This window comes from Micromonospora sp. NPDC048935 (assembly GCF_043197875.1).
In the GTDB taxonomy this organism is placed as follows: Bacteria; Actinomycetota; Actinomycetes; order Mycobacteriales; family Micromonosporaceae; genus Micromonospora.
The window spans coordinates 74,420-93,740 of the sequence record NZ_JBICTZ010000005.1 but is presented as its reverse complement, the minus strand read 5'-3'; the positions used below and the strand labels follow the sequence as shown (position 1 = coordinate 93,740).

Annotated in this window: 17 protein-coding genes, 1 pseudogene and 1 riboswitch; of the genes and pseudogenes, 10 read left to right on the top strand and 8 right to left on the bottom strand. The window is 72.9% G+C overall.

Annotation, left to right across the window (positions count from 1 at the left end; genetic code table 11):
* Positions 1 to 78 precede the first annotated feature (78 nt).
* A pseudogene (locus ACGFIW_RS16125) lies at positions 79 to 738 on the bottom strand (SGNH/GDSL hydrolase family protein); the annotation flags it as partial.
* A 477-nt stretch (positions 739 to 1,215) separates the two neighbouring features.
* On the opposite strand from ACGFIW_RS16125, the gene ACGFIW_RS16120 reads away from it, so the two are divergent.
* Positions 1,216 to 2,166, top strand: a complete 951-nt coding sequence (locus tag ACGFIW_RS16120; RefSeq protein ID WP_393315541.1) for a pentapeptide repeat-containing protein — start codon at positions 1,216 to 1,218, stop codon at positions 2,164 to 2,166.
* 22 nt (positions 2,167 to 2,188) lie between these two features.
* On the opposite strand, the gene ACGFIW_RS16115 is transcribed toward ACGFIW_RS16120, so the two are convergent.
* Complete coding sequence (locus ACGFIW_RS16115) at positions 2,189 to 3,412, bottom strand: MFS transporter (protein WP_393315538.1); 1,224 nt, start codon at positions 3,410 to 3,412, stop codon at positions 2,189 to 2,191.
* Complete coding sequence (locus ACGFIW_RS16110) at positions 3,409 to 4,974, bottom strand: AMP-binding protein (RefSeq protein WP_393315535.1); 1,566 nt, start codon at positions 4,972 to 4,974, stop codon at positions 3,409 to 3,411. Before ACGFIW_RS16110 ends, ACGFIW_RS16115 begins: the two co-directional genes overlap by 4 nt.
* 313 nt (positions 4,975 to 5,287) lie before the next feature.
* Here ACGFIW_RS16110 and ACGFIW_RS16105 point away from each other — a divergent pair, with 313 nt between their 5' ends.
* The 6 genes from ACGFIW_RS16105 (at position 5,288) to ACGFIW_RS16080 (ending at position 11,594) form a co-directional block, all read left to right on the top strand.
* A complete protein-coding gene (locus tag ACGFIW_RS16105) occupies positions 5,288 to 6,565 on the top strand; it encodes an SGNH/GDSL hydrolase family protein (RefSeq protein ID WP_393316457.1) in 1,278 nt (425 codons plus the stop codon).
* Positions 6,566 to 6,633: 68 nt separating this feature from the next.
* Positions 6,634 to 7,845, top strand: coding sequence for a cytochrome P450 (locus tag ACGFIW_RS16100; protein WP_393316454.1), 1,212 nt, complete (start codon positions 6,634 to 6,636; stop codon positions 7,843 to 7,845).
* Positions 7,846 to 7,852: 7 nt separating this feature from the next.
* Positions 7,853 to 8,839: an alpha/beta hydrolase gene (locus ACGFIW_RS16095; RefSeq protein WP_393315533.1), complete on the top strand. Its 987-nt coding sequence runs from the start codon at positions 7,853 to 7,855 to the stop codon at positions 8,837 to 8,839.
* A complete protein-coding gene (locus ACGFIW_RS16090) occupies positions 8,832 to 9,935 on the top strand; it encodes an alpha-hydroxy acid oxidase (RefSeq protein WP_393315530.1) in 1,104 nt (367 codons plus the stop codon). Before ACGFIW_RS16095 ends, ACGFIW_RS16090 begins: the two co-directional genes overlap by 8 nt.
* A gap of 3 nt (positions 9,936 to 9,938) precedes the next feature.
* Positions 9,939 to 11,267 carry an aminotransferase class I/II-fold pyridoxal phosphate-dependent enzyme gene (locus ACGFIW_RS16085; RefSeq protein WP_393315527.1) on the top strand — a complete coding sequence of 443 codons (1,329 nt, stop codon included), beginning with the start codon at positions 9,939 to 9,941 and terminating at the stop codon, positions 11,265 to 11,267.
* A 75-nt stretch (positions 11,268 to 11,342) separates the two neighbouring features.
* Positions 11,343 to 11,594, top strand: a complete 252-nt coding sequence (locus tag ACGFIW_RS16080; protein WP_393315524.1) for a hypothetical protein — start codon at positions 11,343 to 11,345, stop codon at positions 11,592 to 11,594.
* Between the two features lie 54 nt (positions 11,595 to 11,648).
* Here the strand turns inward: ACGFIW_RS16080 and ACGFIW_RS16075 are convergent, their stop codons facing one another.
* Positions 11,649 to 13,085 carry a glycine hydroxymethyltransferase gene (locus ACGFIW_RS16075; protein ID WP_393315522.1) on the bottom strand — a complete coding sequence of 479 codons (1,437 nt, stop codon included), beginning with the start codon at positions 13,083 to 13,085 and terminating at the stop codon, positions 11,649 to 11,651.
* 19 nt (positions 13,086 to 13,104) lie between these two features.
* Positions 13,105 to 13,194: riboswitch (ZMP/ZTP riboswitch) on the bottom strand.
* Positions 13,195 to 13,273: 79 nt separating this feature from the next.
* Between ACGFIW_RS16075 and ACGFIW_RS16070 the strand changes: the two genes are divergently transcribed.
* A complete protein-coding gene (locus tag ACGFIW_RS16070) occupies positions 13,274 to 13,405 on the top strand; it encodes a hypothetical protein (RefSeq protein ID WP_393315519.1) in 132 nt (43 codons plus the stop codon).
* 59 nt (positions 13,406 to 13,464) lie between these two features.
* Here ACGFIW_RS16070 and ACGFIW_RS16065 read toward each other — a convergent pair whose 3' ends face one another.
* The 4 genes from ACGFIW_RS16065 to ACGFIW_RS16050 form a co-directional block, all read right to left on the bottom strand.
* Positions 13,465 to 13,965, bottom strand: a complete 501-nt coding sequence (locus ACGFIW_RS16065; protein ID WP_393315516.1) for a hemerythrin domain-containing protein — start codon at positions 13,963 to 13,965, stop codon at positions 13,465 to 13,467.
* An 80-nt stretch (positions 13,966 to 14,045) separates the two neighbouring features.
* Positions 14,046 to 14,915 carry an NAD(P)H-hydrate dehydratase gene (locus ACGFIW_RS16060; RefSeq protein ID WP_393315513.1) on the bottom strand — a complete coding sequence of 290 codons (870 nt, stop codon included), beginning with the start codon at positions 14,913 to 14,915 and terminating at the stop codon, positions 14,046 to 14,048.
* Complete coding sequence (locus ACGFIW_RS16055) at positions 14,899 to 15,630, bottom strand: histidine phosphatase family protein (RefSeq protein ID WP_393315510.1); 732 nt, start codon at positions 15,628 to 15,630, stop codon at positions 14,899 to 14,901. Before ACGFIW_RS16055 ends, ACGFIW_RS16060 begins: the two co-directional genes overlap by 17 nt.
* 43 nt (positions 15,631 to 15,673) lie before the next feature.
* Positions 15,674 to 17,233 (bottom strand): glycosyltransferase family 39 protein, encoded by a 1,560-nt coding sequence (locus ACGFIW_RS16050; RefSeq protein ID WP_393315507.1) that lies wholly within the window; start codon positions 17,231 to 17,233, stop codon positions 15,674 to 15,676.
* Positions 17,234 to 17,428: 195 nt separating this feature from the next.
* Here ACGFIW_RS16050 and ACGFIW_RS16045 point away from each other — a divergent pair, with 195 nt between their 5' ends.
* Both ACGFIW_RS16045 and ACGFIW_RS16040 read left to right on the top strand, forming a co-directional pair.
* Complete coding sequence (locus ACGFIW_RS16045; RefSeq protein WP_393315504.1) at positions 17,429 to 18,319, top strand: glycosyltransferase family 2 protein; 891 nt, start codon at positions 17,429 to 17,431, stop codon at positions 18,317 to 18,319.
* Between the two features lie 23 nt (positions 18,320 to 18,342).
* Positions 18,343 to 19,320 (top strand): NAD-dependent epimerase/dehydratase family protein, encoded by a 978-nt coding sequence (locus ACGFIW_RS16040; RefSeq protein ID WP_393315501.1) that lies wholly within the window; start codon positions 18,343 to 18,345, stop codon positions 19,318 to 19,320.
* Position 19,321 lies beyond the last annotated feature (1 nt).

Genomic DNA, 19,321 nt, shown 5'->3' with positions numbered 1-19,321 from the left:
GGCCCCGCCAACCTCATGATCACCGGGGCTGGGGGCCGGGGCCGGGGCGGGGGCGGGGGCGGGGGCGGGGAAGCGGCGGGAGAGGGCGCGGAGGGTTTGGGCTGTTGCTATGGCGTCGCTGCGGGCGCTGCCGTGGCGGCCGTCGGTGCTGTAGAGGGTGGGGTCGGCCGTCAACGGGTGGTCGGTGAGGTGCACGTGGACGGTGTTCAGACGGTCGGCCAGGCTCGCCGTGTGTGCCGACAGGCGGCGCATTCGTTCGCCCAGGCCCTGCCGGAGGTGCTCGGGCACCGCAGGGCTGTGCGAGACGTCGAACATGCCCACGGTGATCACGTCGGCCCCCACGGCGCGCAGCGCGGTGATCATCGCGGTCAGCTCGGCGTCCACCGCCTCCGCGTCGTACGCCGGGTGGAAGGCGTCGTTGCCCCCGCAGACCACCAGCGCCAGGTCCGGTGCGAAGGCCAGCGCCGGGGCGAGCTGGGAGGCCCGCACCTGGTGCGCGCGCAGCCCGCGTCGACCCAGATTCCGGTACGCCAAACCGGGGTGCACGGCGGTCAGCTCGGCGGCGACCCGGTCGACCCACTGCACGTCGGGGTAGCCCGGCGTCGGCTCACACATGCCCTCCACGACGCTGTCGCCGAGCGCCACGAACCGCCGCCACGGGTGCCCACGCAGCAGTTCGGCTGCCTCCCCGGGGCGCAGGCAGTACGGGTCCGTCGATTCGTTGGGCGTCGATGGCATGCCGGCACGCTAGCCGACCGCCGGGCTGCCGGCCAGGCTCAGCCGGTCACGCTGGCCTCGGCCAGGCAGTCGCTCTGCTCGACGAGGAGTGGAGTTCGGCATCGTCTGTCACTGGGACGCCTGGCGGCGGTGGGGCGCTCATCCGTGCCCGCCTGCGGCAGCCGGGCACGACCCGCAACCGGTTTGCCGGACGTCCGGAGGTGCGAGCAGGAGTGGCACAGGTCGGGTCAAATGGAGGTCGTGTTGACCATCCGCGCTCGACTAGCCGCCGTCCGCGCCGCCTGGCGTGCCGGCACCCCCACCGCGGCCCCCGGCCGCCCGACGCGGGAGAGACGGCCTCGGCCGGCCACCGTCGCGTCGCGCGCCCTACGCCCTGGCCGACCGTCGACAACCCGGCTGGAGCTGGCCCCGAGCGCCCCCCTGGAACTCAGACCAGACCCCTGGCAACGATTGCTCGGCCTGGGGAGCATCCTGTCGGTGATCGTCCTCGCCGTCGGGCTGTACGTCACCAACGCCGCCAACCGCGCGCAACAGGAGGCTGACCGCGAGCAGCAACGCCTCACCGCGCAGGGGCAGATCACCGACCGCTTCACCGCGTCGATCGAACAGTTGGGGCAGCCGGGCGCCGAGAAGGTGGACGTACGCCTGGGCGCCATCCACGCCCTGCGACGGATCATGCGTGATTCTGCGGCCGATCGTCCTGCCGTGGTGGAGATCCTGTCGGCGTTCGTCCGCGTCCACTCCGTCGGCGGGGCAGCCGCTCGCGCCGACCAGGCCGCGGGGGCAACCTCGGTCAAGGGCGCCCGGCTACCGCCCCCGGTAGACATCCACGCCGCTTTGGCCGCGCTCGGCGACAGCGACTCGCTCGGTGGCCGGCCGGATCTGACCCGCGTCGACCTGTCCCGCACCGACCTGCGGCGGATGGACCTGGCCGGCATGGATCTGGGGCTGGCGAATCTGGAAGGGGCGAACCTCTCCGATGCCGACCTGACCGACGCGGACCTGACGGGCGCCAACCTGACCGACGTCGAACTGTTCGACACGCAGCTGCGCGGCGCCAACCTCGGCGGGGCGGACCTGCAGCGCGCGCAACTGGACCGGGCGGGGCTGGACCACGCTACCCTCGTCGGCGCGAGCCTGGTCGGCGCGAGCCTGCGTTTCGCCGTGCTGACCGACGTGGACCTGTCCAGCACCGATCTGACCGACGCCGACCTGGCGGGTGCGGACCTGAGCGACGCGCAGCTGTTCGGCGCCGAGATGTTCGGCGTCGATCTGTACGGGGAGGACCTCGAAGGGTTCGCGAGTGAGGCCCTGCGCTGCGCGTTCGTGGACGCCCTGACGAGCCTGCCGGCCGGCGTGATCCGGCCGGTGGCCGGCGCGAACATCAACGACCCCGAGTGCCGGGCCCGCCGGGCACAGGTGCGGTAGGACCCCGCGAGGCGGGGGCCGGTCAGGGGGTGGTGACGGGGGCGGGCCGGGCCGGTGTCTCCGGTCCGGACGTCCTGCTCAGCAGCGGGTACGCGGTGATCACCAGGCACGCCGCCGCCATGGTCAGCAGGGCCGGGGTGAGCCCCAGGGCGTCCACCGACCAGCCGCCGAGCAGCGCGCCGACCGGCAGACCGACGAAGGCCAACGAACCGGCGATGCCGATCACCCGGGTCTGCAACTCCGGCGGTATCCGCTCGTAGAGCGCCACCCCGAGCAGCGGGTTGACCGCCGCGATGCCGATTCCGGACAGGAACGTCACCACCAGCACCACCGGCAGTTCGTCGCTGATCGCCAGTGCCACCAGCCGGGGTGTGCCGGCGACCAGCGCGCCGAGCAGGAACGTCAGCCGCCGGGGGAGCCGGGGCCCGAGCATGGTGAACACCAGGTTGCCCAGCAGCGCGCCCGCCGAGAACGCCGCCAGCACCAGACCGAGGCCGCTCGGGCCGTGCAACTCCCGGGCGACCCAGACCGGGATGTAGACGGCCACGCTGGCGTTGGCCACCATGTTCAGCGCCGAGACGACGGCGAGCATGCCGAGCAGCGGCCGGTCCCGACCCAGGTAGCTGAAACCGCCCCGCAGCGCGCGCAGGTAACTCTCCGGCTGGGCGGGTTGCGCCGGGGCGACCGGCGGGCGGACCAGGACGCCGATCAGCAGCGCGCAGACGCCGAAACTGGCCGCGTCGACGAGGAGCGCCTCGGTCACCCCGAACGCGGCGATCAGCAGGCCGCCGACGGCGGCGCCGAACAGGGTCACCACCCGGCTGAGCCCGTCGTACGCGGAGGTCAGCCGGATCAGCGGCACTCCGGCGGCCTGCGCGACCGGGCGGAACATCACGTGCTTCACCCGGTCCCCGATGCCTCGCAGCGCGCCGGCCACGGCGACGAGCGCCACCAGCGGGGCGAAGCCCATCCACGGGGTCAGCGCGACGACGACCATCGCCACGGCGCTGCCCGCGTCGCAGAGGATCGAGGTGCGGCGCAGGCCGATCCGGTCCGCCCAGGGCGTGCCCAACGCGCTGGACAGCAGGTACGGCAGGGTCTCGGCGAACGCGACCAGGCCCATCTTGGTGGGGCTGCCGGTGGTGACCAGCACCAGCCACGGGATGGTCACCACCGAGATGCGGGTGCCCAGGTTGGAGATCAGGTCCGCGCTGACCAGGATGACCAGTTGCCGGCGGGGAGTCACGCCCCGACCGCCGCCGCCCGACGCGCCGCGTACCGCGCGCGCAGCGCCCGCTTGTCCACCTTCATCGACCGGTTCACCGGCAGCCGGTCGACGAACTCCACGGCGGCCGGCGCCCACATCTCGTTCAGCTCGGCGGTCACCAGGTCGATCAGCTCCGCCCCGGCGACCGTCGCGCCCGGGGCGAGCACCACGTACGCGTACGGGACCTCACCGGCCGTCTCGTCCGGTACGCCGATCACGGCGGCGGCCCGGACCCGCGGATGCCCGGCCAGCACGTCCTCGATGGGGCGGCAGAAGATCGGCCAGCTCCGTCGTTGCGTGAGGATCGCGTCGTCTGCCCGGTCGACCAGGTAGAGGTAGCCGTCGTCGTCGAGGTGACCGATGTCGCGGGTGCGCACCCAGCCGTCCACGAGCGTCTGCGCGGTCAGCTCCGGCTGGCCGTGGTAGCCGGCGAAGCGCAGCCGGGTGTGCACCCACACCACGCCGTCGCGGCCGGTCGGCAGCACGGTGCCGTCGTCGCCGCGGATCTCGATGCGGACGTCGCCGTAGGGCCGTCCGCAGGAGCCCAACCGCTCCGGGTGCTCCGGATCGTCGGTCAGGCCGGGTAGCGCGGTGATCACGACGGCCTCGCTGAGGCCGTACACGATGCGCAGCACCGGACCGAACCGCGCGATGGCCTGGCGCAGCCGGGCGGGCGCGGCGGGCCCGGCGCCCACGTTGAACATGAACATGGCGGAGAAGTCCGCGTCGACAACTGCCGGGTGGTCCAACACCTCGTAGAGCATCGGCGGGGTGACGAAGGTCGAGTTGATCCGTTCCCGCTGCACGGTGTCCACGAAGGCCACCGGGTCCCAGTCGTCGCGCAGGAACAGCACCCCGCCGGTGAACAGGTTGAACAGTGTGGTGATCTGCCCGCTGGCCAGCCACATCGGCGAGTGCGACAGGTGCCGCAGCAGCGGGAACCCGGCGGCGCGGAAGTCGGCGGCCAGGGCGAGGATCTGGGCGTAGAAGCTCTCCCGGTGGTGCACCAGCTTGGGGCGTCCGGTGGTGCCGCTGGTCTGCAGGAACGACTCGGGCGTCGGCACGACCGCCGGCAGGTTCGTCACGTCGGCGTCGGCGTCGGCGGTGAGGTCGGGGCCGGCGCCGCCCGCGCCCAGACAGCACACCGGTGTGCCGGGCAGCGCGGCGGCCAGCTCCGGGCCCAGGCTGGCCCGGTCCCGAGCGTCGTAGACCAGGGCGTCCGGGCGGGCCAACCGGATGAACTCGTCGACCTCCCGGCGCGCGGTCACCGGGGCGACCCACATCGTCCGGCAGCCCAGCAGATGCAGGGCGAGTTGCAGCAGCGGACCCTCGACCGCGTTCGCGACGGTCACCAGCACCGCCGACCCGGGCCGTACGCCGTGCCGGGTCACCGTCGCGGCCATCGCCCGGACCCGCGCGGCGGCGTCGGTGTAGGTGAGGCGGCGACCGGCGCCGACAAGCGCCTCCCGGTCGCCGAACTCGGCGAAGAGGTCCAACACCCTGTGCACGTAGCTGGTGTCGTGCCCGGGTCCGTCAGTCATCCGGCAGCCCCCATCCCCAGAAAGCGGCGGTCCCGGGCAGCTCCCGGTGACGACGCGACGGTGGCGCGCTCGGGCGACCGCACCGCCGCCGCCTGGAAGCCTAGGCGCGAAACGGCTGGTCGGAACCGTGCCGACGGGCGATCCGAGGGGCCCGCCGGACATTTCATCGCGTCGATCAGGTTGATTGACGCCCGTCAGCGGCGGCGGCTAGGTTTCTGGACCATCGTCCAGGCGGGCGCCGTCAGCGGACGGCCCTGGGCTGCCACACGATGGAGGTTCCATGGCAACGGCAACCCCGAAGAGATGGCCTGTCATCGCCGCCGCGGCCGCGCTGTTGGTCGTCGGCGCACCCGCCGTCGTCGCCAGCGCCGGTCCGTCCGGCACCGCCGCCGGCCGACCCGACCGCGCCGAGTGGGCGGGCAGTTGGGCCACCGCGGTCACCCGGGGCAACTCGGTCGGACTGACCAACACCGGCCTCAACGACCAGAGCGTCCGGATGATCGTGCACGTGTCGGTGGGCGGGCCGGCGCTGCGGGTACGCCTCAGCAACCTGTACGGCGAGCAGGCGGTCAGGGTTGGCCGCGCCACCGTCGCCCGGCCGAACACCGCCACCCCCGACGACCTCTCCGACATCGACGCGCCCTCGGTGCGCCCGCTGACCTTCACCGGCGCCACCACGGCGACCATGAACCGGGGCGCCGAACTCCTCAGCGACCCGCTGACCTTCCCGGTCGCGGACGACAGCGACCTGGTGGTCACCCTGCACTTCCCGACGCCGACCGGCCCGACCACGTTCCACGGGCAGTCCCAGCAGGCCAACTTCATCGGCGCCGGGGATCTGACCGGGGTGGCCGAGGGCACCGGGTTCACCACCCGTCCCACCTGCTGCTGGTTCTTCCTCTCCGGCATCGACGTGCAGCGCAGGGGCAGCCCCGGTGCGCTCGTCGTGCTCAGCGACTCCATCGGTGACGGCAACGGCAGCACCGTCAACGCCAACCGGCGCTGGCCCGACCTGCTCGCCGACCGGCTGCTCGCCGACCGGCCGGACAGGCGCACCCCCGGCGTGCTCAACCTGAGCCTGGCCGGCAACCGGCTCAACCACGAGGGCACCGAGCCGGGCGACGGGAACTACCCGGGCTACTACCAGCTCGGCCCGAACGCGGCCGCCCGGCTCAACGAGGACGTCTTCGGCCAGACCGGGGTGCGGACCGTCGTCACCCACCTGGGCATCAACGACATCTGGATGTCGAACGACGCACCCGAGGCGATCATCGCCACCCTGCGGCAGATCAACCAGCAGCTCCAGCAACGCGGGCTGACCAGCCTGGTGGCCACCCTGACCCCGTACGAGGGGCACGGCGCGCCGGGCGTGTGGACGCCGCAGAAGGAGGCCACCCGCCAGGCGGTGAACGCGTACCTGCGCGGCAGCCGGGAGTTCGACGGTCTGCTCGACTTCGACCGCGTGGTGCGCGACCCGGCCCGACCCAGCCAACTGCTGCCCGCGTACGACTCGGGCGACCACATCCACCCGAACGACGCCGGCAACCAGGCCCTCGCTGCCGCCGTGCCGCTGCGGCTGCTCGATCTGTGACCCGGGCCCGGGGGCGGCGGGTGATCCCGCTGTCCCCGGCCACCGACATCGGCGGGAAGGAGTTGGCCGTGGGCGTGGAGGAGATACTCACCGGCCTGTACAGCGAACAGGGCAGACAGGATCCCTACCCGTGGTACGCCGACCTGCACCGGCTCGGCCCGATCAGCGCGGTGCCGGCCCGCGCCGAGCACCGGACGGTGGCCGCCGTCGCGGTCGGCTACGACCTCGTCGACGGGTTGCTGCGCGATCCGGAGTGGACGAAACAGCCGCCGCCGGGGTGGGAGGAGCAGGACATCCTGCGTACCTTCCAGACCTCGATGATGTTCGTCAACCCGCCCGACCACACCCGGATGCGGCACGTCTTCTCCCGCACCTTCACGCCGCGCCGGCTCGGCGCCCTGGAACCGGTGATCCTGCGGGTGGTCGACGAACTGCTGGACCGGATGGCGGACGCCGCCGACGGCGTGGTCGACTTCGTGGCCGACTTCGCGTACCCGATTCCGGCCCTGGTGATGGCCGAGTTCATCGGTATCCCGACCGCGGAGTTGCCGTGGTACCGCGAGCGGGTGGAGTGGATCGACGAGTTCCTGGATGTGGCGGGGAAGACCCCGGAGCGGCTGGCCGCGGCCAACACCGCCGCGCGGGATCTGCGGGCCTTCTACCGGGAGCTGCTCGGGCAGCGCCGCCGGGTGCCCGGGGAAGACCTGCTCAGCGGGCTGGTCGAGGCGCTCGACTCCGGTGAGGTGGAGCTGACCGAGGACGAGCTGATCAGCAACCTGATCGTGCTGTTCAACGCCAGCTTCGTCACCACCGTCTACATGTTCGGCAACGGGCTGCCGTTGCTGTTGGCCCAGCCGGAGACGGTCGCGGCGCTGCCCACCGACGCCACGCTGGCACAGGGCTGCGTGGACGAGGTGCTGCGGATGGCGAGCCCGGTGCACTTCCTGGCCCGAGCCGCACCGGCCGACACCGTGCTGAACGGCGTGCCGGTCGCCGCGGACGACAACGTGCTGATCCTGATCGGGGCGGCCAACCGGGACCCGTCCCGCTTCCCGGCCCCGGACACCTTCGACCCGACCCGTCCCGGCCCTCCGTCGCTGGCCTTCGGGGCGGGTCTGCACTTCTGCCTCGGCGCGGCGGTGTCGCGGTTGGAGGGACGTCTCGCGCTACCCCGGCTGTTCGCCCGGTTCCCCGCGCTGACGGTCACCGAGACGCCGACGTACAGCGGCAGCCTGTTCCTGCGCGGCATCGACAAGCTGCTGGTCAGCACCGGCGGATAGGAGCGACATGGCCCTGCACCCGGAGGTGGCCGCGTACCGGGCGGCTCGTGCCGCGGCCGGCGCCCCGCCGCTGTACGCGCAGACCCTCGTCGAGGCGCGCGCCGCGGACCTGGCCGCGATCCGCGCCGGCACCGGCGCGGTCGAGCCGGTGACCGAGGTACGCGACGAGCGGATCCCCGGCCCCGCCGGGGAACTGCCGCTGCGGGTGTACCGGCCGGCCGGGTCGGGTCCGCTGCCCACCCTCTTGTACTTCTTCGGCGGCGGCTGGACGCTCGGCAGCATCGACACCGCCGACGGCATCTGCCGTCGCCTGGCCAATGCCGTGCCCTGCCAGGTGATCACCGTCGGCTACCGCCTCGCCCCGGAGCACCCGTTCCCGGCGGCGGTGCACGACTGCCACGCCGCGACCTCGTGGGTCGCCCGGCACGCCGAGGAGCTGGGTGTGGACCCGACCCGGCTGGCGGTGGGCGGGGACAGCGCCGGCGGGAACCTGGCCGCCGCGGTCACCCTGCTCAGCCGTACGGACGGGCCCCCGCTCGCGGCGCAGCTGCTGGTCTACCCGAACACCGACTCCAGCGGCGAACCGGCCGGGGACGACGACCCGACGCTGTTCAACCGCCGATCGGTCGCCTGGTACCGGACGCACTACCTGGCCGACCCGGCGCACGCCCGGGATCCGCTGGCCTCACCGCTGCTCGCCGACGACCTGTCCGGGTTGCCGCCGGCGCTGGTGATCACCGCCGAACTGGACCCCCTGCGCGCCGAGGGGCAGCGGTACGCCGAGCGGCTGCGCGACGCCGGCGTGTCCACCCGGACGGAGCACTACCCCGGCATGATCCACGGGTTCTTCGCCATGCCGGGAACCTTCACCGACGGACGGCGGGCACAGGGGAGCGCGGCGGCGTTCCTCCGCGAGCGCTTCGGCCTGTCGGACGGGCCCGCCGGGTTCGACGTGGCCGCCGCGCCAACGGACACGGCGGCGGGCGATGGGTGAGCGGGTGCCCGCCGACCCGCCGGCCGTGTCGCTCGCCGACTACGCCGAGCGGGCCCGGGCCGTGCTGCCACCGGACGTGTGGGACTACGTGGCCGGCGGCAGCGCCTCCGAGGTGACCCTCGCCGCGAACCGTCGCGCGCTGGACCGGGTCGCGGTGCTGCCCCGGGTACTGCGCGGGGTGGACACCGTCGACCTCGGCGCCCATTTGCTCGGCCGTCGGTACGCCATGCCGGTCGGGGTGGCGCCGATGGCGTACCAGCGGCTGCTGCACCCGGACGGGGAACTGGGGCTGGCGGCGGCGGCCGGTGCGGCCGGCATCCCGTACCTGGCGAGCACGCTGGGCAGCACACCCATCGAACAGGTCACCCGGGCGGGCGCGGAGGTCTGGTTCCAGCTCTACTGGCTGCGCGACCGGGCTCTCGTCCGGGACCTGCTGGACCGGGTCGTCGCGGCCGGGTGCCGGGCGCTGGTGGTCACCGTGGACGTGCCGGTGCTCGGCAGACGTCCCCGGGACCTGCGCAACGCGTTCCGGCTGCCGGCCGAGGTGGTCGCCGCGAACCTCCCCGACGGGCGGGACACGCTGGCGCACTCCGGTGCGCCCGGGGTGTCCGCGATCGCCGCGCACACCGCCGCGTCGTTCGCGCCGGCGCTGCGCTGGGCGGACCTGGCGTGGCTGCGCGAGCAGGTCGACCTGCCGCTGGTGGTCAAGGGGCTGTTGGACCCGCGCGACGCGACCGAGGCGGTACGCGTCGGCGCGGACGCGGTGGTCGTCTCCAACCACGGCGGGCGGCAACTGGACGGCTCGCCGGCGAGCGTCACCGTGCTGCCGGAGGTCGTCGACGCGGTCGGGGACGACTGCCAGGTGCTGCTGGACAGCGGCATCCGGTGCGGCACCGACGTGCTGCGGGCGCTGGCGTTGGGCGCGGCCGGTGTGCTCGTCGGCCGGCCGCTGCTGTGGGCCCTCGCCGCCGGTGGCGAACCGGCTGCCCGGCACGCGTTGGCGCTGCTGGCCACCGAGCTGACCGACGCGCTCACCCTGGCCGGCTGTGCCGACGTGGCGGCGGCCGGCGAGCTGCGCACCCTCGGGGTGGGCTGAGGAGTGGCCGCCGCCGAACCGGTCGACCTGACCATCGCCGACCTGCACCCCGCGCTGGGTGATCCGGCGTTGACGTCGATGAACTTCCTCAACGAGGTGTCCGAGCGCTACCCGGCGGCGGTATCCCTCGCGGCCGGACGGCCGTACGAGGAGTTCTTCGACCTGGCGGCGGTGCACCGGCACCTGGACACCTTCCACCGGCACCTCGTCGACGACCTCGGGCACCGACCGGAGCAGGCCCGGCGACTGCTGTTGCAGTACGGCCGGACCAAGGGCATCGTGCACCACCTGATCGCCCGCAACCTCGCCGTCGACGAGGGGATCACCGTCGACCCGGAGGACGTCGTGGTGACGGTCGGCTGCCAGGAGGCCATGTTCCTGGTGCTGCGGGCGTTGCGGGCCGGGCCGACGGATGTGCTGCTCGCGGTCGCCCCGACCTACGTCGGGCTGACCGGGGCGGCCCGGCTGGTGGACCTGCCGGTGTGGCCGGTCGCCGGTGGGTCGTCCGGGGTCGATCTGGCCGACCTGGCCGCCCAGGCACGCCGCGCACGGGCGGCCGGGCTGCGGCCGCGCGCCTGCTACCTGATGCCGGACTTCGCCAACCCCTCCGGGGTCAGCATCGACACCGCCCACCGGCGGCGGCTGCTGGACCTGGCCGCCGAGGAGGACCTGCTGCTGTTGGAGGACAACCCGTACGGGCTCTTCCACCTCGACGACGGGCCGCGCCCGCCCACCCTCAAGGCGTTGGACACCGGCCGGCGGGTCGTCTACCTCGGCTCGTTCGCCAAGACCGTGCTTCCCGGCGCGCGGGTCGGGTACGTGGTCGCCGACCAGCGGGTGGCTGGTCCGGGTGGGCGGGTCGGCCCGCTCGCCGACCAGCTCGCCATGATCAAGAGCATGGTCACGGTGAACACGTCGCCGATCGCGCAGGCGGTGATCGGCGGCCGGCTGCTGGAGCACGGATGCAGCCTGGTCGCCGCGAACATTCGGGAGCGGGCCGCGTACACCCGGAATCTGCGTCACCTGGTGGCCGGTCTGACCCGGCGTTTTCCGGCCGTGCCGGACCGGCCGGCGGCGGTGCGCTGGACGGTGCCGGCGGGAGGGTTCTTCGTGGTGGTGACCGTGCCGTTCCCGGTCGACGACGCGTTGCTGGGCCGCTCGGCGCGCGACTACGGGGTGCTGTGGACGCCGATGGCGCACTTCTACGACGACACCGCGCCGGTCCGCGCGTTGCGGTTGTCGGTCAGCGCGGTGACACCCGAGCAGATCGACGTCGGGCTGGATCGCCTCGCGCGGCTGATCACCGACGAGTTGGCCCGTCGAGCGGGTTGACCCACCGCGTTCACCGGATGGCAATGCGCGACGGCCGGTTCACCGCCGTCCTCGGTGGACGGTCATAATGGCCGCATGGTTGCCTGGGAGTACGCCCTGCTCGTCCGCCGCTATCAGGGACAGGGCCGCAATTTTCATGTCTCGTTCGTCTGGTACGCCCCGGACGGGTCCCGCAAGGACATCACCGCCTTCGGTGACACCGCCATCGCGCACCTCAACCGCGCCGGCCGGGAGGGGTGGGAGCTCGTCTCCGCGGCCGAAGACGTGAACAACGTCCAGGGCAGCACCGAGGTGCACCGCTACCACCTGAAGCGCCCCCTGGCCTGACCCCCCGCGTCCGGACGCGGACCCGGTCGGGTCCGCGTCCGGGACCGGACCGGTTCAGGTCAGGTCGATCGCCGGGTAGAGCGGGTGCGGGGCCAGCAGGTCGGTCGCCTGCTGGGCGATCTTGTCGGCCAGGTCGGCGTCGAGAACGTACTTCGCCTTGGACGGGGTGCCGTCGGCGTTGGCGCCGGCCGTGGTCTGGGCCAGCACGGTGTGGATCAGCTCCGCGGTCTGGTCCATCTCGGCGGTGCCCAGGCCCCGGGTGGTCAGCGCCGGGGTGCCGATCCGGATGCCGGACGTGTACCAGGCCCCGTTCGGGTCCTGCGGGACGGAGTTGCGGTTGGTGACGATGCCGGAGTCGAGCAGCGCCTGCTCGGCCTGCCGGCCGGTGAGCCCGTAGCCGGACACGTCGATCAGCACCAGGTGGTTGTCGGTGCCGCCGGTGACCAGCTTCGCCCCCCGGCGCAGCAGCCCCTCGGCGAGCGCCTGCGCGTTGTCCACGATCCGCTGGGCGTAGTCGGCGAAGTCGGGCCGGCGGGCCTCGGCGAGGGCGACGGCCTTGGCGGCCATCACGTGCGGCAGCGGACCACCGAGCACCATCGGGCAGCCCCGGTCCACCTGGTCGGCCAGCTCCGGCTGGCAGAGCACCATGCCACCGCGCGGGCCACGCAGCGACTTGTGGGTGGTGGTGGTGACGATGTGCGCGTGCGGCACCGGGTCGAAGTCGCCGGTGAACACCTTGCCGGCCACCAGGCCGGCGAAGTGCGCCATGTCGACCATGAAGGTGGCGCCGACCGAGTCGGCGATCTCCCGCAGGATCCGGAAGTTCACCTTCCGGGGGTACGCCGAGTAGCCGCCGACCAGGATCAGCGGCTTGAACTCGCGGGCCGCCTCGGCGACCCGGTCGTAGTCGATCAGGCCGGTCGCCGGGTCGGTGCCGTAGCTGCGCTGGTCGAACATCTTGCCGGAGATGTTCGGCCGGAAGCCGTGGGTGAGGTGGCCGCCGGCGTCCAGCGACATGCCGAGCATCCGCTGGTTGCCCAGCTCGCGGCGCAGCGCGAACCAGTCGGCCTCGGTGAGGTCGTTGACCTGGCGGACCTGCGCCTTCTTCAGCGCGGGGGACTCCACCCGGTCGGCCAGCACCGCCCAGAACGCGACCAGGTTGGCGTCGATGCCCGAGTGCGGCTGCACGTAGGCGTGCGGGGCGCCGAACAGCTCCCGGGCGTGCTCGGCGGCGAGCGCCTCGACGGTGTCCACGTTCTGGCAGCCGGCGTAGAAACGGCGGCCCACGGTGCCCTCGGCGTACTTGTCGCTGAACCAGTTGCCCATCGCCAGCAGGGTCGCCGGGGAGGCGTAGTTCTCGCTGGCGATGAGCTTGAGCGACTCCCGCTGGTCGGTCAGCTCGGCGCCGATGGCGTCGGCCACCCGCGGCTCGACAGCCCGGATCACCTCAAGGGCACTACGGAATGCGGTGGACTCGGCGTTGTGCGACATGCGACCTCCAACAGACGTGCGGGAAGGCCCAGGCGCTCGGCAAACGTCCTTGTGACGGGGCCGCTCCCCGATGGTTGTCCATCCCCACGCGCCAGTAACGGCCCGCGCCGATCCTACCGGGCCGCCCGGGGCCGTCCCGGGCGACCTCCGTACGTCGCGCGTCGGAAGGGTTGGACTTCGAGGCGCTGATGCGGGGTGACCAGACGATCACCGCCGGCTCGCTGTTGAACAAGGTGCAGACGGCGGCCGGCAGGATCATCCCGGACAGGCTCAAGTCCGAGCAGCACCGGCACATGGCCGAGCCGGGCTCGGGCGACTGACCCCGGTGCACGACGAGGGGCCCGGCATCGTGCCGGGCCCCTCGGTGTACGCGACCGGCTCAGGCCGTCATCGCGTCCATCGCCTTCTTGATCGCCTTCGGCGCGGTGGGGGTACGCGGCGCGTCGGCCCGCAGCGCGATCATCTTCTCGCCGATCTCCTGCAACTGCTTACGACCCAGGGCGTCGCGGACCTTGGGGAACCACTCCTCCTCTTCCTCCTCGACGTGGTGGGTGACGTTCTCGATCAGCACCGTCGTCTTGGCGTTGAAGCGTTCGTCGTCGGCGTCCATGCTGGCCAGCTCGGCGCAGAGCACGTCGGCCACGTGGTGCTCCTCGTACGACTCGAGGATGTCGTCCTCCAGGTCGGGCAGCAGGCGGCGCACCTCCGGGTACATCACCTCGTTCTCGAGGTACGTGTGCACGGTGAGGGCCTCCAGGATCTCCTCCACCAGCTTCTGCCGCTTGCTGGCCGGGCCCTCCTCGGCATCCTGGAAGGCTTTGAACAGGCGGCGCATCTCCTTGTGGTCCTCTTTGAGCAGGACGATGGCATCTGTCGACACGGGTATGACCTCCCTGGATCTCGTCTGGTGGGGTCATCGGTACCCAGGTGGCCGACGCGGAAACAGTGGATATGGGTGGATCAGACCATCGCCAACGTGCGGGGGATCTCGTCGAGCAACTCCCGGGCCAGGAAGCCGATCCGGCCGTACCGGGGGATCAGCCGTTGGCCGCTCACCGCGTGTGCGAACGAACCCCAGCAGGCGGCCTGCGCCGGGTCGGCGCCCCGCGACAGCAGGCCCGCCAGCAACCCGGCGAGCACATCCCCGCTGCCGGAGGTGCCCAACCCGGCGTCGCCGCTCTCCTCCCGCCACCCGCGACCGTCAGGTGCGGCCACGTGCCCGTAGAGCGAGACGACCGCCTCGTACCGGTCGGCCAACTCGGCCGCCTCGGCGTCCAGGTCGTCGCTCGGGTCCCGCCCGAGCAGGTGCCTGGCCTCGGTGAGGTTCGGGGTGAGCACCACCGGCCGACCCGAGCCGACCAGCAGGTCCGGTGCGTGACTGAGCGCACCGAGGGCGTACGCGTCGAGCACCAGCGACGTCTGCGGCCGGGCGGCCTCCAGGACCAGACCCAGCAACCTGTTGGTCTCGTCGATCGCTTTCAGCCCCGGCCCGAGGGCCACCACGTCGGCCTGGGCGACCAACTCGTCGAGCTGCCCGTCCCGGTCGGCGGCGACCGCACCGTCGGAGGTCTCCGGCAGCCCGACCACCAGCGCCTCGGGCACCTGGATGCTCAGCGTGGCGGCGGTGGACTCGGCGGCGGCGAGCTGGAGCACCCCGGCGCCGGCGCGCAGCGCGGCCACCCCGGCGAGCAGCACCGCACCGGGGGTGAAGCGGGACCCGCCGACGACCAGCACGGTGCCACGGCTCTCCTTGCCACCGACCGGCACCGGTAGCGCCCAGTCCCGCAGCAACGCCGGCGTGATCACCTTCACCTCAGACCGGTTCGGCATGGACCTCGTCCTCCCTGGTCGGCTGGGCGCCCTGCCGGTGCAGGTGTCCGACCTCGTTGAAGCCGCCCAGGACCAGCCGGTCCCGCGCGTCGGCGGACCAGTCGGTGACCGAGCAGTTGGCGATCACGTGTTCGCGGGTCAGCGCCATCAGGTCCGCCTCGGTCAGCCCCTCCACCAGGTAGCGCAGCAGGAAGACGAGCGCGTCGTGGCCGAAGAGCAGGACCCGCTGGCCCTCGTGGTCTCGGCGCAGGTCGCCGAGCAGCGTGCGCAGCCGTAGCGCCACGTCGGTCCAGGACTCCCCGCCGGGCGGACGGTAGTAGAACTTGCCGAGCCGGGCCCGCCGCTCGGCCTCGTCGGGGTAGCGCCGGCGGACCCCGTGCCCGGTCAGGCCGTCGAGGATGCCCAGCTCCCGGTCGCGCAGCCGCTCGTCGCGGCTCACCGGCACCCCGGTGCCGTCCAGCGCCAACTCGGCGGTGGAGACCGCCCGCAGGTAGGGCGAGACCACCGCGACGTCCGGCCGGCGGTCCGCGGGCAGCCCGGCCAGCCAGCGGCCGGTGGCCCGCGCCTGCTCCTCGCCGGTGGGGGACAGCGGCACGTCGGCGTCGCGGTGACTGAGCCCGATCAGCTCCTCGCCGGACGCCTCGGCGTGCGTCGCCGCCACGTTCGCGGTGCTCTCACCGTGCCGGATGATCCAGAGCGTTGCCAGTTCCGCCATGTCGACCCCCTACCCGGGTGCCGGCGGCGGTAATCGCGCCGGGTCAGCCGCGCCGTTGCAGCAGGGCGACGGTCATCCCGGTCACGTGGGTCAGCTGGGCCAGTTGGTACCGCTCGCCGAGGAGGGCGGCCGCCTCCTTCGACAGTCCGGTCAGCGGTTCGTCGGTGACCGTCGGCAGCACCATCCACAGCCGTGGCTCGTCCCGCAGGCAGCTCGCCGGGTCGCCGCAGTCCGCGGCGAACAGCTCGTCGCGCTGGGCGGCGGTCCGCGCCTGGAACACGTTGCGCGGGGAGATGTCCGCCGGGAGGTAGTACCGCACTCCGGGTTCGGTCATCCACCACCAGACGCCACCCACGACGAGGCCGTCACCGGGCTCGTAGCCCGCCTCGATGACCCGTGCCGCCTGGGAGTAGGACAGTGGCTCGAACGCCCTCGCCTGGGGGTAGGTGTACCAGCCGTGCGCGTACTCCCCGCGCATCGCGAGCTGACCGGGCACGGCCAGCGCGGCCACGACCACCGGGCCGGCGGCCACCAACGGGGTACGGCGCAGCACCGCGAGCCCCGAACCGGCCAGGACCGCCCAGGCCGGCAGCAGGAACAGCAGGTACTTGGAGAAGAAGTAGTTGATCTCGCCGGTCGAGGCCACCAGGATCACCGGCACCGGCAGCACGGCGACGAGCGTCGCGCTCACCGTCCGGGCCACGGCGTCCCGGCGCAGGTGGGTCAGCAGGCCGATCGTGGCCAGCGCGGTCACCGCGGCGGCGAGCAGCGTCGAGCCGTACGCCTGCTCCCAGACCGTCCAGGGCGAGCTGTCCGGGATCCAGCTGATCTGCCGCCCCGCCTGTTTCATCCCCCGCAGGATCACCGGCGCGGCGAGCGCCACCCCACCGAGGGCGGCGAGCGGGAACCAGGCGAGCGACCACCAGGCGCGTGTGCGCCAGCAGTGGATCAGAACGGCGGTGCCGTGCCCGACCAGCAGGGTCAGCGCCACCACGTTGACCACGCCGATGCCGGCCACCGCGAGGACGTACGCCGCCCAGCGCAGCCACCCGGGCCGCTCCAACGCGCGGAGCAGGAACAGGGTGGCCGCCGCCGCGGCGAGGACGACGAAGGCGTACGAGCGGGTCTCCTGCCCGAACCGGGTGACCGTGGGCACCAGGGCGAAGACGAACCCGGCGGCGACACCCGTCCGGTGGTCGAAGAGCCGCCGCCCCGCCAGCGCCACGCAGGCGGTGGCCAGGGTCATCGCCAGCGCCGACGGCAGACGCACCGCGATCGGGCCGGTGCCGAACACCGTCGTCCAGGCGTGCATGAACAGGTAGTAGGCCCCGTGCACGGCGTCGACGTTGGCCAGCATGCCCCGGATCTGCCCGGTGGAGCGGGTCGCCACGTCGACGGTGACCAGCTCGTCGTGCCACATCTCCGGGCTGCCCAGCCGCCACCCGACGGCGACCGCGGCGAACGCCGTCGGCCAGAACCAGACGCTGAGCGCCAGCCGGCGGGCGAGCGGGACCGGCCGGCGGTCCGGCCCGGTGGGCGGGGGAGGACTCCCCGCATCGGTCTGCGCGGGCTGCGCGTCCGTGGCGAGGGCGCGGTTCGACATCGGCGTCCGATCCGGGGGGCGGGGTTACGGGGCGCGACGATGATAGCGCCCGCGGGGGCCGGCCCCCGCGCGTGATCGGCCCGATCCGGGTGCGCGCCCGCTCGGTTCGGCGATGGCCGATCGCGGAGACGGGCCTGATAATGTGGCCGCGCCCGTCGAGCATTTCCACCACGCACAGTGAGGCCAACGGACCCAATGATTGTCGACATTATGCTGCCGTACTACGGAAGCGTGCCCCTCATGCAGGCGGCGGTGCGCAGCGTGATGGCGCAGAGTGACCCGGGTTGGCGTCTCACCGTGGTCGACGACGGCACCGAGCCGGGCGTGCCGGAGTGGTTCGCGGGCATCGACGACGAGCGGGTCCGCTACCAGCGCAACGAGCGCAATCTCGGGATCACCGCCAACTACCGCAAGTGCGTCGGTCTCGCCGAACACGAGTACCTGGTGATGATGGGCACGGACGACATTATGCACCCCAACTACGTCGCCACCGTGCGGTCGGTGATCGAGCAGTACCCGGGCGTCGGCATGGTCCAGCCGGGGGTCGAGATCATCGACGCCGACGGCGCGGTGGTCAACACCATCGTCGACGAGGCGAAGCGGCGGATCTACGCCCCCCGCATCGACTCCCGCGAGCTGATGGGAGGTGAGGACCTGGCGGCCAGCCTGCTGCGCGGCTGCTGGTTCTACTTCCCGTCGATCTGCTGGCGGACCGACGCGCTCAAGGCCGTCGACTTCCGCGAGGAGTTCCAGGTCATCCAGGACCTGGCCCTGGTGATCGACCTGATCCAGCGCGGTGAGCAGATGGCCGTCGACAACACCCTCTGCTTCCAGTACCGGCGGCACGCGGTCAGCAAGTCCGCCGCCGACGCGGTCAACGGCACCCGGTTCACCGAGGCGCGGGCGTTCTTCCTCGACGTCGCCCGCCGGATGGACGAGCAGGGCTGGCCGCGCGCGGCCCGCGCGGCCCGCAGCTACACCTCGTCTCGCCTACACGCCATCACCCTGCTGCCGACGGCCGTCCTCTCGGGCAAGATGGCCGGCGTGCGCAGCCTGTCCCGGCACGCGTTCGGGCCGGGCCGATGACCGACGACAGCCAGGGGGACGCCATGACCGTCAGACCACGACACCCGGCGGAGGACGCGGCACAGCAGCCGCTGCGGGTGGTGGTGCTCGGCGGCACCGGCTTTCTCGGCCGCCCGATCTGCCGCGCGCTGGCCGACCAGGGCCACGCCGTGGTCGCCGTCGCGCGTACCCCCAAGACGATCGGCCCGGGTGTCGAGGTCCGTGCACTGGACCTGGCCGCCGCCGACGTCGACGAGATCACCGCGGTGCTGCGCGACCTCGACCCGGCCGTGGTGATCAACGCGGCGGGCGGGATGTGGGGCCTGTCCGAGGCCCAGATGCTCGCGGTCAACGTCACCCTCGTCGAGCGGCTGGTGCAGGCCGCGGGCCGACTGCCCGGGCGGGTCCGGGTGGTCCAGATGGGCAGCGTGCACGAGTACGGGCTGGTCCCGGTGGACACGTCGATGCCCGAGCAGCTGACCCCCGCGCCGGTGATGCCGTACGGCGAGTTCAAGCTGCGCTGCACCGAGGCGATCACCGCGGCGGACCGGCAGGGCCTGATCGAGGGCGTCACGCTGCGGGTCGGCAACGTCATCGGCGCCGGCCAGCCCGGGCACAGCCTGCTCGGGGTGGTGGCGGGCCGGCTGCGCGACGCCCAGCGGGCCGGTACGCGGGCCCGGCTGGAGCTCGCTCCGCTCGGCTCCCGGCGGGACTTCATCGGCCTCAGCGACGTGGTCGCCGCCGTACTGCTGGCCGCGACCCGCCCCGACGCGCCCGGCCGCGTGATCAACATTGGTCGGGGGGTGGCGGCCAGCGCGCGTGATATGGTCCGGCTCCTCATCGACGTGAGTGAGGTGCCGACCGACCTGGTCGAGGCCGAGCAGACCGGCCCCGCCGAGACCAGCTGGCAGCGACTGGACGTCGGGTTGGCCGCCGAGGTGCTCGGCTGGTCGCCGAGCGACGACCTGCACACCGAGATGAAGCAATTGTGGGAGCACGCCGGCGCCGAGGTGCCCGCCTGAT